General features: G+C 74.3%; 15 protein-coding genes. 10 read left to right on the top strand and 5 right to left on the bottom strand.

Going from position 1 to position 14,977, the window contains the following annotated elements; all coding sequences use genetic code 11:
* Nucleotides 1-36: 36 nt before the first annotated feature.
* Complete coding sequence (locus AB0B83_RS15425; RefSeq protein ID WP_357578786.1) at nt 37-552, bottom strand: LytR C-terminal domain-containing protein; 516 nt, start codon at nt 550-552, stop codon at nt 37-39.
* Nucleotides 553-987: 435 nt separating this feature from the next.
* On the opposite strand from AB0B83_RS15425, the gene AB0B83_RS15430 reads away from it, so the two are divergent.
* Together AB0B83_RS15430 and AB0B83_RS15435 are read left to right on the top strand one after the other, a co-directional pair.
* The gene (locus AB0B83_RS15430; RefSeq protein ID WP_013284790.1) at nt 988-1,284 is read left to right on the top strand and encodes a DUF4193 domain-containing protein; all 297 of its coding nucleotides are present in this window, start codon (nt 988-990) and stop codon (nt 1,282-1,284) included.
* Between the two features lie 139 nt (nt 1,285-1,423).
* The gene (locus AB0B83_RS15435) at nt 1,424-2,293 is read left to right on the top strand and encodes a hypothetical protein (protein WP_357578748.1); all 870 of its coding nucleotides are present in this window, start codon (nt 1,424-1,426) and stop codon (nt 2,291-2,293) included.
* 170 nt (nt 2,294-2,463) lie between these two features.
* Here AB0B83_RS15435 and AB0B83_RS15440 read toward each other — a convergent pair whose 3' ends face one another.
* Nucleotides 2,464-2,964, bottom strand: a complete 501-nt coding sequence (locus tag AB0B83_RS15440; protein WP_357578787.1) for a DUF3093 domain-containing protein — start codon at nt 2,962-2,964, stop codon at nt 2,464-2,466.
* Between the two features lie 90 nt (nt 2,965-3,054).
* Between AB0B83_RS15440 and dut the strand changes: the two genes are divergently transcribed.
* The 4 genes from dut (at nt 3,055) to AB0B83_RS15460 (ending at nt 5,550) form a co-directional block, all read left to right on the top strand.
* Complete coding sequence (gene dut / locus AB0B83_RS15445; RefSeq protein ID WP_151452450.1) at nt 3,055-3,633, top strand: dUTP diphosphatase; 579 nt, start codon at nt 3,055-3,057, stop codon at nt 3,631-3,633.
* A gap of 25 nt (nt 3,634-3,658) precedes the next feature.
* Nucleotides 3,659-4,327, top strand: coding sequence for a DUF3710 domain-containing protein (locus AB0B83_RS15450; RefSeq protein WP_357578749.1), 669 nt, complete (start codon nt 3,659-3,661; stop codon nt 4,325-4,327).
* 127 nt (nt 4,328-4,454) lie between these two features.
* Nucleotides 4,455-4,835, top strand: coding sequence for an OB-fold nucleic acid binding domain-containing protein (locus AB0B83_RS15455; RefSeq protein ID WP_132233037.1), 381 nt, complete (start codon nt 4,455-4,457; stop codon nt 4,833-4,835).
* A 31-nt stretch (nt 4,836-4,866) separates the two neighbouring features.
* A complete protein-coding gene (locus tag AB0B83_RS15460; protein ID WP_357578750.1) occupies nt 4,867-5,550 on the top strand; it encodes a DUF3159 domain-containing protein in 684 nt (227 codons plus the stop codon).
* A gap of 10 nt (nt 5,551-5,560) precedes the next feature.
* Here the strand turns inward: AB0B83_RS15460 and AB0B83_RS15465 are convergent, their stop codons facing one another.
* Entirely contained in the window at nt 5,561-6,250 is a 690-nt protein-coding gene (locus AB0B83_RS15465) for a TrkA family potassium uptake protein (protein WP_132233250.1), read from the bottom strand.
* Nucleotides 6,251-6,252: 2 nt separating this feature from the next.
* Complete coding sequence (locus AB0B83_RS15470) at nt 6,253-6,918, bottom strand: TrkA family potassium uptake protein (RefSeq protein WP_151452454.1); 666 nt, start codon at nt 6,916-6,918, stop codon at nt 6,253-6,255.
* A 162-nt stretch (nt 6,919-7,080) separates the two neighbouring features.
* Here AB0B83_RS15470 and AB0B83_RS15475 point away from each other — a divergent pair, with 162 nt between their 5' ends.
* The 4 genes from AB0B83_RS15475 to dxs all read left to right on the top strand — a co-directional run bounded on the left by AB0B83_RS15475 (nt 7,081) and on the right by dxs (nt 13,663).
* Nucleotides 7,081-9,156 (top strand): APC family permease, encoded by a 2,076-nt coding sequence (locus AB0B83_RS15475; RefSeq protein WP_357578751.1) that lies wholly within the window; start codon nt 7,081-7,083, stop codon nt 9,154-9,156.
* A complete protein-coding gene (locus AB0B83_RS15480) occupies nt 9,153-10,406 on the top strand; it encodes a TRAM domain-containing protein (RefSeq protein ID WP_357578752.1) in 1,254 nt (417 codons plus the stop codon). Before AB0B83_RS15475 ends, AB0B83_RS15480 begins: the two co-directional genes overlap by 4 nt.
* 9 nt (nt 10,407-10,415) lie before the next feature.
* Nucleotides 10,416-11,585: an anhydro-N-acetylmuramic acid kinase gene (locus AB0B83_RS15485; RefSeq protein WP_357578753.1), complete on the top strand. Its 1,170-nt coding sequence runs from the start codon at nt 10,416-10,418 to the stop codon at nt 11,583-11,585.
* A 128-nt stretch (nt 11,586-11,713) separates the two neighbouring features.
* Complete coding sequence (gene dxs / locus AB0B83_RS15490) at nt 11,714-13,663, top strand: 1-deoxy-D-xylulose-5-phosphate synthase (protein ID WP_357578754.1); 1,950 nt, start codon at nt 11,714-11,716, stop codon at nt 13,661-13,663.
* A 114-nt stretch (nt 13,664-13,777) separates the two neighbouring features.
* Here the strand turns inward: dxs and AB0B83_RS15495 are convergent, their stop codons facing one another.
* Complete coding sequence (locus AB0B83_RS15495) at nt 13,778-14,971, bottom strand: hypothetical protein (protein ID WP_357578755.1); 1,194 nt, start codon at nt 14,969-14,971, stop codon at nt 13,778-13,780.
* Nucleotides 14,972-14,977 lie beyond the last annotated feature (6 nt).

Genomic DNA, 14,977 nt, shown 5'->3' on the forward strand with positions numbered 1-14,977 from the left:
CGTGCCCCCGGCGGGACCGGGGGCACGGCGTGGTCGTCAGTCGTCCTCGGACGTCGGGCAGGACTCGGCCGGTGCGACCGGCGCGCCGAGGTCGCCCAGGGACTGGTTGACCTCGGTGGTGGTGGCGAGCTGCTGGAAGCCGCCGCCGAGCACCACGTCGACGACGTCGTCGGTGCGCTTGGCGTCGTAGTCCCACTCGGCGTTGTCGAGGAAGTACGCCCGCAGCAGGTGCGCCGAGCCGACGCCCTTCGGGCCGTAGCGCAGGACCGCGATGTCGTCGATGTGCTTCTTCTCGTTGCCGACCTTCTTGACCTGGAACTTGCGGTTGCGGAAGTCGTCCGCGACGGTGCTGGCCCGACCCGGTTCGTCGGTGGCGTTGTAGACGTTGATCTTGACGTCCTTGGGTTCCCGCAAGGTCACGTCGGCCATCGGCCAGCCCTCGGGGCAGCCTCCGGCGAGGCCGGCGCTGCTCTGGGTGTCGCGGACCAGTGCGACGACCACGAAGACGAGGGCCAGCACCGCCAGCAGGCCGACGACAACGAGTGCTCGCACTCGTGCAAAGCTCATCAGGGTGCTCCCCGGACAGTGGGTGGGTGGTGGCGGCCGCCGGTGGTCGGGCCGCCCCGCCGGCCGTCGAGTACGCCGCTGAGGTTAACGGTTGTCCGGCCGTCGCGTGGAAACAGCCGGACATGCCGGCGCGCCATCCGGGAACCGGGTAGTACTACCCCTATCTTCGTGTCGCCTGAGTCACATTGGGAACAACTTCGCGTGCGGGGGCGTACATCTCAGCCACGAGGGCGGTATACATGCCTCGCCAAATGGGGGGGTATGGTTCCGCGCTCGTCGGGTGTTCCTTGGGGATGCCTCCGTCCGTGCTGTCTTCGGGTCGGGTGACCGACACAAGTGGTGGCCGGCCAGCGGAACCGAAACAGCGTCGTCCGGCGTTACAACCGGAAGCGACAACATCGATATGGGAGAGTGAAACCGATGGCCACCGACTACGACGCCCCGCGTCGCGACGAGGTCGACCTCGGCGAGGACAGCCTGGAAGAGCTCAAGGCCCGACGCGTCGACTCACAGTCGGGCGCCGTGGACGTCGACGAGGCCGAGGTGGCCGAGAGCTTCGAGCTGCCCGGCGCCGACCTGGCGGACGAGGAACTCACGGTCAAGGTGCTGCCGATGCAGCAGGACGAGTTCCGGTGTGCCCGCTGCTTCCTGGTGCACCACCGCAGCCAGTTGGCGGTCGAGCGCAACGGCGACCTGATCTGCCGCGAGTGCGTCTGACACCGTGCGTCCGCACCAGCGGCGGCTCCCTCGTCGGGGCCGCCGCTGCCCGAGTCGCCGTGCGGCATTCCCGGGGACCTGCTTGACTCGTTGACGGGTGACCGTCATGACGACGTCGGTCCATTCGGGAGGTCGGACCATGAGCGAGCGGAGCGAGTCCGGCGGCACGCGTGGCGCGGACCAGGGCCGCGCCGACGGCGCGGACGCCCCCGTCGCGCGGGACGACCACGCCGACGCGGTGCCTCCGCGCGGCGCGGACGAGCTGGGTGTCACCGTCGCGGCCCTGACCGCCGACGACGTTGCGCCGGCGCGCCGGCGGCAACTGCTCGGCCGGCTCGTCGGGCAGGCGCGGGCGCGTGGGCTGACCGACCTGTTCAAGCCGAAGAGCGCGGTGCGCTGGATGGTCGACACGGTCGCCGAGGTCGCCCCGCACGTGCCCGTACGCGACCTGGCCACCCTGCGCCGGCACTTCGACGGCCTGGACGGCGAGGCGTTGGCCGAGCGGCTGGTCCGCAACGCCGCGCGGACGACGGCCGGCATCGGCGCCGCCGGCGGGGGAGTGGCGGCGGTCGAGTGGGCGGTCGCCCCGACCCTGCTCTCCGCGCCCGTCCTGCTGGCCGCCGAGACGGTCGCCGTGGTGGCGGTCGAGCTGAAGCTGATCGGCGAACTGCACGAGGTCTACGGCGTCCCGGTGCCGAGCGGCGGCACCCAGCGGGCGGTCGCGCTGGTGCAGTCCTGGGCCGGCCAGCGGGGGATCAACCCGATGATGCCCGGTGTCGGCGTGAGCGCCGTGCTGGGCACCGCCGCGCGCAAGGAACTGCGGGACACGCTACTCAAGCGCTTCGGCCGCAACCTGACCACCCTCGGGCCCTTCCTCACCGGGGCGGCGGTGGCCAGCTACCTCAACCGCCGGGCCACCCGGACCATGGCGGACCAGCTCCGCAGCGACCTGCGTCGCCAGGCCAAGGCCCTGCCGGACGTCCCGCCGGCCCTCCCCGGCGCCCGCTGAGCGGGCGCCGGCACCGAGCACGGGCCGGGTCCCGAACGCCGCCGGACAGTGCCGAGCGAACGGGCAGCGGCCTAACGGGCAGCGGCCGGACGGACAACTCCCGGGCAGCCGGGGCCCGAGCGGAGGGACCGGCGTCGGGCAGGGGAACGGCGCGACCGGCGCCGGACGGCTCAGGGCCGGGCGGCGTCGCGGGCGGCGAGGAGCGCCTCGGCCAGCTCGACCGGGCGGCGGGTGCTGACCACCCAGAACGGGGTGGGATCGGCCGGGTCGTCGAGGACCACCTGCACGGCGCCGGGGATCCACGGCCGCTGCACCACGAACGCCAGCGGGTCGGCGCCGACCCCGAGCACCTCACGCCGGCCGGCGGCGTCCAACGGGACGACGTCGGCGACGAACCGGACGGGCAGCCGGGCGTCGTCCACCCGCAGCTCGTCGTCGCGTACGGCGATCCGGATCCGGCCCAGCCAGGCCAGGCCGGCGACGGTCGCCGGGAGCAGCACGACGAAGGGCAGCCAGGCGCGGACGCCGGGGGCGCCCATCCAGACCTCGAGGGCCAGCAGCGTGGCCGCGGCCAGGCCACCCAGCCACAGCCACCAGGGCAGACCGAGCCGCTCGGCGTGCTGCGGGGGCACCGCGGCGGGCGGCGCCGGGGACGGCGAGGATGGTGACAGGCTCACTCCTGCGAGGGTACGGCGCACGACGGGCGACGGAACCGGCAGGATGGCAGGGTCACCCCAGGAAACGGACGGAAGAGGAGAACCGTGACCGACGTCGTACCCGTGCCCGTACGGCAGCTCGACCCCGAGCTGCCGCTGCCGGCGTACGCCCATCCCGGCGATGCCGGCGCGGACCTGGTGGCCGCGGCGGACGTCGAGCTGCCACCCGGCGGCCGGGCCCTGGTCCCGACCGGCGTGGCGATCGCGTTGCCCGAGGGGTACGTGGGCCTGGTCCACCCCCGTTCGGGGCTCGCGGCCAGACTCGGCGTGACGGTGCTCAACGCGCCCGGTACGGTCGACGCCGGCTACCGGGGTGAGATCCTGGTCAACCTGATCAACCATGATCGGGAGACACCGGCGAAGATCTCCCGTGGTGACCGGATCGCGCAGCTCGTCGTGCAGCGGGTGGCACGGGCGGACTTCCGGCCGGTGGCCGAGCTGCCCGAGTCCCGGCGCGGGACCGGCGGCCACGGCTCCACGGGCGGCCACGCCGGCCTGGTGCCGTCCCCGGCGGACGGCGGGCAGGACGCGGCCCCGGAGGCACCGGACGGACGGCGGTCGCCGGACGTGCGACGGGAAGAGCGGGACCGGGCAGGCGGCCGGACGGAAGAGGTGGCAGGGTGAGAGCGAACAGCGGAGGGTTGGCGCAGTGATCTTCTCCCGGAAGCGGGACAGTGCCGGACGGCACGCCCGTGACGAGCGGACGACCGAGGTCCTCGACTCGCACGAGGAGTCGACCCCGGCCCGCGGCCCGTACGACATCTCCGAGGCGCCCGACGGGGTGCAGCGGCTCGACCTGGGCAGCCTGCACATCCCGGCGGTGCGCGACGTCGAGGTGCGGGTGCAGGCCGACCCGGAGGGCGTGATCCAGCAGGTCGTGCTCGTGCACGGTCCGAACGCGCTCCAGCTCGGTGTCTTCGCCGCGCCGCGCTCCGAGGGCATCTGGGACGAGGTGCGCGAGGAGATCCGCAAGTCGCTGTTCAACGACGGCGCGGCGGCCCAGGAGGTCCAGGGCGAGTACGGCATCGAGCTGCACGCCCGGGTGCGTACCCCGGACGGGCTGACCGACCTGCGGTTCGTCGGCATCGACGGGCCGCGCTGGATGGTCCGCGGCGTCTACCAGGGCGAGGTGGCCACCGACCCGGCCGCCGCCGGCCCGCTGGCCGAGTGCCTCGACGGCCTGGTGGTCGACCGGGGCCAGGAGGCCAAGCCGGTGCGCGAGCCGCTGCCGCTGCGGCTGCCCCGTGAGGTCGCCGACCAGGCGGTCCAGGAGGCGCCGGCGGACGGCAACCCCGCGCCCGCGCCCCGCGAGGCCTGACCGACAGTCACGACGCGCCGGGACCGGCCCCGTCGGCGTACGCTGGCGGGACGGTTCCGGCGTTGCCGGGGTCGTCCCGGGCGCCGGCGACGTGTCGGCCCAGCGTGGAGAGGGTGACGCGGAGGTCATGTCGACCGACGAGGGCCGGGGTCCGCTGCGCCGCATGCTGCGACGGCTCACGGCGAGCGAGGCGGAGATCGAGGCGCAGGAGCTGCGCCGGGAGAGCGCCGAGCACGGCGGTGTTCCGGCCGGGCAGTGCACGCGGGGTCAGGTGGTCTCGGTAGCCGGTCGGCTGCGTACGGTCGTCTACACCCCGCGGACCAACCTGCCCACGCTGGAAGCGGACCTCTACGACGGCAGCGACGTGGTGACCCTGGTCTGGCTGGGCCGGCGGCACATCGCCGGGATCGAGCCCGGCCGGCACCTGACCGCGCGCGGCCGGGTGGCGGTGCGCGACGACCGCAAGGTCATCTACAACCCGTACTACGAGCTGGAACCGCCGAAGTGACCCGGTGGCCGCGGCGGACGGAAGGCGTGCGATGACGACGGGACAGCACCGGGCGGCACAGCCGGAGAGCGACCCGCAGGGCGAGGAGCCGCTGCCCACCCTCGCCGAGCAGATGGCCGACCAGCTCGGCGGCTGGCGGGGCCTGGTCGAGTCCAGCATCCCGGTGGTCGTCTTCGTGCTGGCCAACATCATCGGCGAGCTGCGGCCCGCCGTGATCGCCTCGGTGGTGGTGGCCCTCGCGATCGCCGGGCTCCGGCTGGCGCAGCGCCGCCCGGTCCGACACGCGGTCAACGGGCTCTTCGGCGTCGCCGTCGGCGCCGCGATCGCCTGGCGCACCGGGGACGAACGCGACTTCTACCTCCCCGGCATCCTCTACGGCATCGGCTACGGGCTGGCGCTGCTGCTCTCGGCGGCGCTCCGGCAGCCCCTCGTGGGGTGGATCTGGTCGGTGCTGGTGGCCAAGGGCCGCTCGGAGTGGCGCGACGACCCGCGCCTGGTGCGCACCTTCACCGGGCTCACCGTGCTGTGGGGCGTGGTGTGGCTGGCCAAGGTGGGCGTGCAGGCGGGGCTCTACCTCGCCCACCAGGACACGGCGCTCGGCGTGGCGCGGCTGGTGCTGGGTTACCCGCCGTACGTGCTGCTGCTGCTGATCACGGTCTGGACGGTCCGCCGGGTCACCCGGGAGGCGGAGTCCGAGGCGCTGCCCGGCGGCTGAGGCCGCCGCCTCAGCGCTGCTCGCGGGTGCGCTCGACGCTGTCCGCCCCGAGCACCACCGCGCGGACCGCGTCCTCGACCTCCGCCGTGCACACGAAGATCAGCTCGTCGCCGGCCTCCAACGGGTCGTCCGGCGTGGGCACCAGCACCCGCTTGCCGCGCAGGATCGCCACCAGCGCCGAGTCGCGGGGCAGCGGGACCGCGCGCAACGGCTCCCCGACGTACGGGGCGGTCGGCGGCAGGGTGATCTCCACCAGGTTCGCCTCGCCCTGCCGGAACGTCATCAGCCGGACCAGGTCGCCGACGGTGACCGCCTCCTCGACCAGGGCGGCCATCACCCGCGGCTTGCTCACCGCGACGTCGACGCCCCACTGCTCGGTGAAGAGCCACTCGTTCTCGGCCCGGTTGACCCGGGCCACCACCCGGGGCACCGCGAACTCGGTCTTGGCCAGCAGCGAGACCACCAGGTTGACCTTGTCGTCCCCGGTGGCCGCGACCACCACGTCGCAGCCGGCGATGTCGGCCTCCTCCAGGCTGGCCAGCTCGCAGGCGTCGGCCAGCACCCAGTCGGCGGCCGGCACCCGGTCGGGGCGGAGCATCCTGGGCTGGCGCTCGATGAGCATCACCTGGTGGCCGTTGTCGATCAGCTCCTGGGCGATCGATCGGCCCACGTTGCCCGCGCCGGCGATGGCGATGCGCATGCTCACAGCCCTCCTTCCGGCGGCGCCGCCGCCACCGACGTGACCGTCTCCGCGATGTCGTCGGTGACCAGCATGAAGAGCTGGTCGCCCTCCTGGACGACGCTGGAGCGGGTCGGCAGCGTGCCGATGCCGAAGCGGATCAGGTAAGCCACCCGGGCCCCGGTCGCCCCCTCCAGGGCGCGTACCGGCCGGCTGACCCAGTCCTTGTGCACCGGCACCTCGATGATCGACACCGTGCTCGTCGGGTCGCGGAAGATCTCCACGTTCCCCTCCGGCACCAGGTGCCGCAGCATCCGTTCGGCGGTCCACCGGACGGTGGCCACGGTGGGGATGCCGAGCCGCTCGTAGACCTGCGCGCGGCGTTGGTCGTAGATCCGCGCCGCCACCCGGGACACGCCGAACGTCTCCCGGGCGAGCCGGGCCGAGATGATGTTGGAGTTGTCGCCGCTGGAGACGGCCGCGAAGGCGTCCGCCCGCTCGATGCCGGCCTGCCGCAGCACCTCTCCGTCGAAGCCGGCGCCGGTGACGGTGATCCCGGCGAAGTCCGGGCCGAGCCGGCGGAAGGCGTCGGCGTCGTGGTCGATGACCGCGACCGAGTGCCCCCGGGACTCCAGGCTGTAGGCGAGGGTCGAGCCGACCCGGCCACAACCCATGATCACGACATGCACCGCGTCCCTCCTCAAGGTGCGCCACACCCGGCCGGTGAGCGTGCCGTCTGCGAGCCTGCCACGTTCCCGGCGCGAGTGCGGACCGACGGTACTCCGCCGCCGCGCCACGTCGTGATCGGCCACCCCACGAGGCACATCCGGGTGGTCGTACGCTTGGCCGTTGTGGCCAGACCCACCTCGCTGCTGAAGCGGCTGCTCCTCGGTCGACCGTTCCGGTCCGACCGGCTCAAGCACACGCTTCTGCCCAAGCGCATCGCGCTGCCCGTGTTCGCGTCCGACGCGCTCTCCAGCGTCGCGTACGCGCCCGACGAGATCCTGCTGACCCTCTCCATCGCCGGCGCCTCGGCGTACGTCTTCTCGCCGTGGATCGCCCTGGCCGTCGTGGTGGTGATGCTCACCGTCGTCGCCAGCTACCGGCAGAACGTGCACGCCTACCCCTCCGGCGGCGGCGACTACGAGGTGGCCACGGTCAACCTCGGGCCCCGGGCGGGGGTCGCGGTGGCCAGCGCGCTGCTTGTGGACTACGTGCTCACGGTCGCGGTCTCGGTCTCCTCCGGGGTGGCCAACCTGGGCTCGGTGGTGCCGTTCGTGGCCACCCACAAGGTGCTGATCGCGGTGACCGCGGTGGTGCTGCTCACCGCGGTGAACCTGCGCGGCCTGCGGGAGTCCGGCACGGCCTTCGCCATCCCCACCTACGGCTTCATCATCGTGATGGTCGGGATGCTGCTCACCGGCCTGGTCCGGGTCTTCGTGCTCGGCCACGACCTGCGCGCGCCCAGCGCCGGCCTGGAGATCCAGGCCGAGCACAGCGTCACCGGCTTCGCCCTGGTCTTCCTGCTGCTGCGCACCTTCTCCTCCGGCTGCGCGGCGCTGACCGGCGTGGAGGCCATCTCCAACGGGGTGCCGGCGTTCAAGGCGCCGAAGAGCCGCAACGCGGCCACCACGCTGCTGCTGCTCGGCACCATCTCGGTGGCCATGCTGGTCGGCATCATCTGGCTGTCCCGCCTCACCGGCCTGCAGTTCGTCGAGGACCCGAGGCTCCAGATCATCTCCGGCCCCGAGGGGTACGTGCAGAAGACCGTCACCACCCAGCTCGGAGAGACGGTCTTCGGCTCCGGCTCGGTGCTGCTCTTCGTGGTCGCCGGGGTCACCGCGCTGATCCTCTTCCTGGCCGCGAACACCGCGTTCAACGGGTTCCCGGTGCTCGGCTCGATCCTCGCCCAGGACCGCTACCTGCCCCGGCAGCTGCACACCCGCGGCGACCGGCTGGCCTTCTCCAACGGCATCGTCTTCCTGGCCGTGGCCGCGATCGTGCTGATCGTCGGCTTCCAGGCCGAGGTGACCAAGCTCATCCAGCTCTACATCGTGGGCGTCTTCGTCTCCTTCACGCTCTCCCAGGCCGGCATGATCCGGCACTGGAACCGGCACCTGAGGACCGCGCGGGACCCGCAGGCGCGCCGGCGGATGCTCCGCTCCCGAGCGATCAACACCTTCGGCATGGCGATGACCGGCGCGGTGCTGGTCGTCGTGCTCGTCACCAAGTTCCTGCTCGGCGCCTGGATCGCCATCGCCGCGATGGCGATGATCTACGTGCTGATGCTGGGCATCCGCCGGCACTACGACCGGGTCGCCGCGGAGCTGACCCCGCCGGACGAGGGCCGCGCCGTGCTGCCCGCCCGCAACCACGCCGTCGTGCTGGTCAGCAAGCTGCACAAGCCGACGCTGCGGGCGATCGCGTACGCCCGGGCCACCCGGCCGGACACGCTGACCGCGGTGACCGTCAACGTCGACGAGAAGGACACCCGGGAGTTGCAGGCGGAGTGGGAGCGGCGGGACCTGCCCGTCCCGCTGACCGTGGTCGACTCGCCGTACCGGGAGATCACCCGCCCGATCCTGAACTACGTGGCCGGCGTCCGCCGGGAGTCGCCGCGCGACGTGGTCACGGTCTTCATCCCGGAGTACGTGGTGGGGCGCTGGTGGGAGCACCTGCTGCACAACCAGAGCGCGCTGCGCCTGAAGGGCCGGCTGCTCTTCGAACCGGGGGTGATGGTGACAAGCGTGCCGTGGCAGCTCGCCTCGACCGCCGGCAAGGACCTGGACCGGCTGGACGCCACACTGAGCCGGGGGCCCGCACGCGGCCCCCGGGTCGCGCCGCGCGGCACCCTGCCGCCGAGCGTCCCGCCCGTCGTGTCCGCGCCGCCCGGCGAGAGCGGCCCGAGTGGTGGAGGTGAACGGTGAGCGCGCACGGGAACGGCCGCGGGCTGGAGGAGGCGGAGCGGGTCGAGCTGACCGTGGGGGCGGTCGCGCCCGGCGGGCACTGCGTCGCGCGGGTGGACGGCCAGGTGGTCTTCGTCCGGCACGCGCTGCCCGGCGAGCGGGTGGTCGCCGAGGTCACCGAGGTGCACAAGGGGTTCGTCCGGGCCGACGCGGTGAGCGTGCTCGAGGCCGCCCCGGACCGGGTCGAGCAGCCCTGCCCGTACGCGAAGCCGGGCCTTTGCGGCGGATGCGACCTGCAACACGTCGCCCCGGCCGCCCAGCTCGACTGGAAGGCGGCGGTGGTGCGCGAGCAGCTCACCCGCCTCGGCGGGCTCACCGACGCCGAGCTGGACGCCCTCGGCGTCCGGGTCGAGGCGCTGCCCGGCGGGCCGCTCGGCTGGCGCTCCCGGGTCCGCTACGCCGTCGACGGGGCGGGCCGGGCCGGCCTGCTCAAGCACCGCTCGCACGAGGTGGTCCCGATCGACCGCTGCCTGATCGCCCACCCGGCGATCCGCGAGCTGCCCGTGCTGGCCCCGACCGGGGCGCGCTGGCCGGACGCGGACGCGGTCGAGACGGTCGCCTCCACCGGCGGGGACGTGGCCGTGACCGCCGTCGCCGACGGGGAGCCCCGCACGGTGAGCGGCCCGGACCGGGTCCGCGAGGTGGCCGCCGGCCGGGAGTGGACGCTGCCGGCGTCGTCGTTCTGGCAGGTCCACCCGGCCGCCGCCGACACCCTGGTCGACGCCGTGCTGGAGCTGGTCGACCCGCGCCCCGGGGAACGGGCCTGGGACCTCTACGGCGGGGCGGGGCTCTTCGCCGCCGCACTCGCCGGCCGGGTCGGCGACGCGGGCCGCGTCACAGTGGTCGAGTCGGCGGCCCAGGGCGTCGCCGCCGCCCGGGAGAACCTGCGCGACCTGCCCCGGGTGGAGGTCGTGCCGGCCCGGGTGGAGACCGCGCTGGCCCGCCGCCGGATCACCGGCCCGGTCGACGTGGTGGTGCTCGACCCGCCGCGCTCCGGGGCGGGCGCCCGGGTGGTGCGCGACATCGTGGCCGCCGGTCCCCGCGCGGTGGCGTACGTGGCCTGCGACCCGGCCGCCTTCGCCCGCGACGTGCGCACCTTCGCCGGACTGGGCTGGCGGCTGGCCGCGCTGCGCGGCTTCGACCTGTTCCCGATGACCCAGCACGTCGAGCTGGTCGGTCTGCTCCTGCCGCCCGCCGGAGCCGCCAGCTAGCCTGACGCCATGAAGATCGTCGGACTGATGTCGGGGACCTCCTACGACGGGGTGGACGTGGCCGCCGCCGAGTTCACCCTCGACGGGGACACGCTGCGGCTGCGCCCGCTGGGGCACCGCGCCGTCGACTACGACGACGAGCTGCGCGAAGCGATCGGTGCGCTGCTGCCGCCGGAGAGCACCACGATCGAGGCGGTCTGCCGGCTGGACAACCGCCTCGGCGAGGTCTTCGCCGAGGCGGCGGCGATCGGCGTCGAGCTGGCCGGCGGCGCGGTCGACGCGGTCGTCTCGCCCGGGCAGACGGTCTTCCACTGGGTCGCCGACGGGCGCGCGCTGGGCACCCTGCAACTGGGCGCGGTGGCCCGGGTGGCCGCCCGGGTGGGCGTACCCGTGCTCAGCGACCTGCGCTCGGCGGACGTCGCGGCCGGCGGGCAGGGCGCGCCCCTGGTCCCGGCGTTCGACGCGCTGCTGCTCGACCCGGCCGACGGCGCGGCCCCGCGCGCCGCGCTCAACCTGGGCGGCATCGCCAACCTCACGGTGCTCGCGCCGGGCGGGCCGGTGCTCGGGTACGACGTCGGGCCCGCCAACGCGCTGCTCGACGCCGCGGCCCGCCGCCTCCTCGGGCGTCCCTGCGATCTCGACGGCGCCCGCGCGGCGGCCGGTCGGGTGCACCCCGGCCTGCTCGACGCGCTGCTCGCCGAGCCGTACTACGCGGCGCCGCCGCCCAAGTCGACAGGCAAGGAGCTGTTCCACGCCGGCTACCTGGACGCCCGGCTGGCCGCCCTCGGCGAGGCGGTGCCGGCCGACGACGTGCTCGCCACCCTGACCGAACTGACCGCCCGGGTGGTGGCCGCCGAATGCGACCGGCACGGCGTGGCGGAGGTGGTGGCGGCCGGCGGCGGGGTGCGCAACCCCACCCTGACCGCCCGGCTGGCCGCCCTCGGGGCGGGGCGCTGGCGGCTGCGCACCACCGACGAGCTGGGGGTGCCCGCGCAGGCCAAGGAGGCGTACGCGTTCGCCCTGCTGGGCTGGCTCTCCTGGCACGGGCTGCCCGGCGCGCTGCCCTCGGTGACCGGCGCCGACCGGGCCGCCGTGCTGGGCTCCTGGACCCCGTCCGGGCCGGCGTACCGGGGCGCCCCGGCCGTCCCGGCGCCCCGGCGGCTGCGGATCGCGGCCTGACCACCGGAGGCGGGACCCGGGCGTGCGCGATCCATCCGGGGGCTGACCAGGCGCTCAGCGCCCCCGGTCGGTGGGCGGGCGTCCGGGCCGACCTGCGGAGTGTCGGACGGCCGATAGACTCTTGCGTCATGAGCGTTGAAGAGGGCACGGTCCACCACACCGGGCTGCTGGCCACCGTCCGGGGCCCGCAGGACGTCAAGCGGATGTCCGCCGAGGAGTTGGACGTCCTCGCCGCCGAGATCCGTGACTTCCTGGTCGCCAAGGTCTCGCGCACCGGCGGGCACATCGGCCCCAACCTGGGTGTGGTCGAGCTGACCCTGGCCATGCACCGGGTCTTCGACTCCCCGCGCGACCGGCTGCTGTTCGACACCGGCCACCAGGCGTACGTGCACAAGATCGTCACGGGCCGGCAGGTCGGCTTCGACAAGTTGAAGCAGCGCGGCGGCCTCTCGGGCTACCCCAGCCAGGCCGAGAGCGAGCACGACCTCATCGAGAACTCGCACGCCTCCACCGCCCTGTCCTACGCCGACGGCCTGGCCAAGGCGTACAAGCTGCGGGGCGAGCAGCGCAGCGTGGTCGCCGTGGTCGGCGACGGCGCGCTCACCGGCGGCATGTGCTGGGAGGCGCTGAACAACATCGCCACCGCCGGCAACCCGCTGGTGATCGTGGTCAACGACAACGGCCGCTCCTACGCGCCGACCATCGGCGGCCTCGCCGACCACCTCTCCTCGCTGCGGCTCAACCCCGGCTACGAGAAGGTGCTCGACACCGTCAAGGAGGCGCTCGGCTCGACGCCGCTGGTCGGCCGGCCGATGTACGAGGTGCTGCACGCCGTCAAGCGGGGCATCAAGGACGCGGTCGCCCCGCAGGCGATGTTCGAGGACCTCGGCATCAAGTACGTCGGCCCGGTCGACGGGCACGACGTGGCCGCGGTCGAGTCGGCGCTGCGGGCGGCGAAGAACTTCGGCGGTCCGGTCATCGTGCACGCCGTCACCCGCAAGGGCTACGGCTACCGCCCGGCCGAGGAGGACGAGGCCGACTGCTTCCACGGCCCCGGCGCCTTCGACGTCGCGACCGGCAAGTCGGTCGCGGCCCCGTCGGTGAAGTGGACCGGCGTCTTCGCCGACGAGCTGGTCGCGATCGCCGACGAGCGGCCCGACGTGGTGGGCATCACCGCCGCGATGGCCGAGCCCACCGGTCTCGCCAAGCTGGCCCGCAAGCACCCGAACCGGGTCTACGACGTGGGCATCGCCGAGCAGCACGCGGCCACCTCGGCCGCCGGCCTGGCCCTCGGTGGGCTGCACCCCGTGGTGGCGGTCTACGCGACCTTCCTCAACCGCGCCTTCGACCAGGTCCTGCTGGACGTGGCGATGCACAAGCTGCCGGTGACCTTCGTGCTGGACCGGGCCGGGATCACCGGCCCCGACGGGCCCAGCCACTACGGCATGTGGGACATGTCGATCTTCGGCGTCGTGCCGGGCCTGCGGATCGCCGCGCCCCGCGACGCCGCCACCCTGCGCGAGGAGCTGCGCGAGGCGGTGGGCGTCGACGACGGCCCGACCATCGTCCGCTTCCCGACCGGCACCGTCGCCGCCGACCTGCCGGCCGTGCGCCGGGTCGGCACCGTCGACGTGCTGGCCGAGGCGGCGCGCAAGGACGTGCTGCTGGTGGCGGTCGGCTCCTTCGGCCACCTGGGCATGGAGGTGGCCACCCGGGTCGCCGAGCAGGGCTACGGCGTCACCGTGGTCGACCCGCGCTGGGTCCGGCCGGTCCCGGCCGAGCTGGTCGAGCTGGCCGCCGGGCACCGGCTCGTGGTCACCGTCGAGGACGGCGTCCGGGTCGGTGGCGTCGGTGACGCCCTCGCCCAGGCGATGCGGGACGCCGACGTCCGGGTGCCGCTGAAGGACCTGGGCGTGCCGGCCGACTGGCACCCGCACGGCAGCCGCGCGCAGATCCTCGCCGACCTCGGCCTGACCGCGCAGGACGTGGCCCGCGACGTCACCGGCTGGATCTCCCGGCTGGACGTGGAGCAGGTCGAGCCGGTGATCGCCGCCGACGACGCGACCGCGCAGAACTGAGTTCCAGACCGCCGACGGCGGGTGCCCCGGGAGACCGGGCCACCCGCCGTCGGCGTCTCGCGTGCCGGTCAGCGGACGCTGAGGGAACGCCGGGTCAGCGGAGCCGACGCCGGGTCAGCGACCGCCGAGGGAGCGGTAGTGCGTCTTCTCCGACTCGGCGAGGCTGAACGTCTCCGACCGGGTCGGCGCCGGCACCACGACCAGCCCTGGCCGGTCCACCAGCCGGGGCGTGTCCGGCGGCGTGGACAGCGAACTGTCGGCGGTCGGCCGCCAGCTCAGCACGGCCAGCGGCTGCCCCGGCACCGGCAGCGTGTACGTCTGCAACGGGTTGGAGCGGTCGGCGGGGGAGACCACGGGCGTGCCCCCGTCGGCGGGGCGGTAGACCACGGCGGTCATCGTGCCGTCCGCCGTCTCCCAGCTCAGCTGCTCCAGCTCCGCCGGCTCGCCGCCGCCGAGGGCCACCTCGCCGAGGGTGCGTACGGTCAGCTTGGTCATCGGCCACGACGACGGCACCGAGCGCGGGGCGTCCCGGTCGCCGATGCGCCGGGGGACGCTGCCGAACGGGCCCTCCTCGCCGGCGAGCGCGCAGGTGTCCAGGCCCGTGAGGGCCCGCTTGCCGGAGCCGCTCTCGTCGCGTACGAGGGGGTAGCGCGGGTCGGTGGTGCCGGTGCCGAGGTCCAGCAGCCGGTCGGCGGCGCGGCCCCGGGGCAGCGCCTCGGTGGCCCTGAGCGTGGCGGTCACCGGCACCGCCCGGCAGGCCGGCACGGTCACCGGCTCGGTGAGGCCGTCGGTGTGCCGCAGGGCGCGACCGTCCGGCCCGAGCAGCCGCTGCACCCGGCCCGACGTGAGGTAACGCCGCCCGTCGGAGGTGTGCACGGGGAGCACGTCGGAGTAGACGAGGTAGCCGGGGTCGGTGTACTCGGCGGCGCGGGTGACCGCGTACCGGCCGTCCTCGGTGGTGACCTGGAGCAGCCAGGAGGCGCTCTCGCCGGGCACGTCCGCGGCGACCAGGGCCAGCGGCGCGCCGCCGACCTCGCCGGACCAGAGGATCCCGGACGTGGGCAGGTGCACCCGGTCGTCGGCCGGTGACCGCCAGTCGCGTACCGCCTCCGTCACCGCCGACCTGACGGCGGCGTCGCCCGCCAGGGTGCCGCGTGGCGGCCAGACCGTCAGGTCGCCGTCCAGGCTGTCGTAGCCGACCCGCAGGTCGCCCGGCTGCCGGTCGGCCACCGGCCCGCAGGCGGTCGCGGTGAGCAGCAGGGTCAGCAGTGCGGTGGCCGTGCTGCCGCGCCGGCGGACTGGAGCCACCTGTAC

Source organism: Micromonospora sp. NPDC049060 (genome assembly GCF_040649055.1).
GTDB classification, from domain to species: Bacteria; Actinomycetota; Actinomycetes; order Mycobacteriales; family Micromonosporaceae; genus Micromonospora; species Micromonospora reichwaldensis.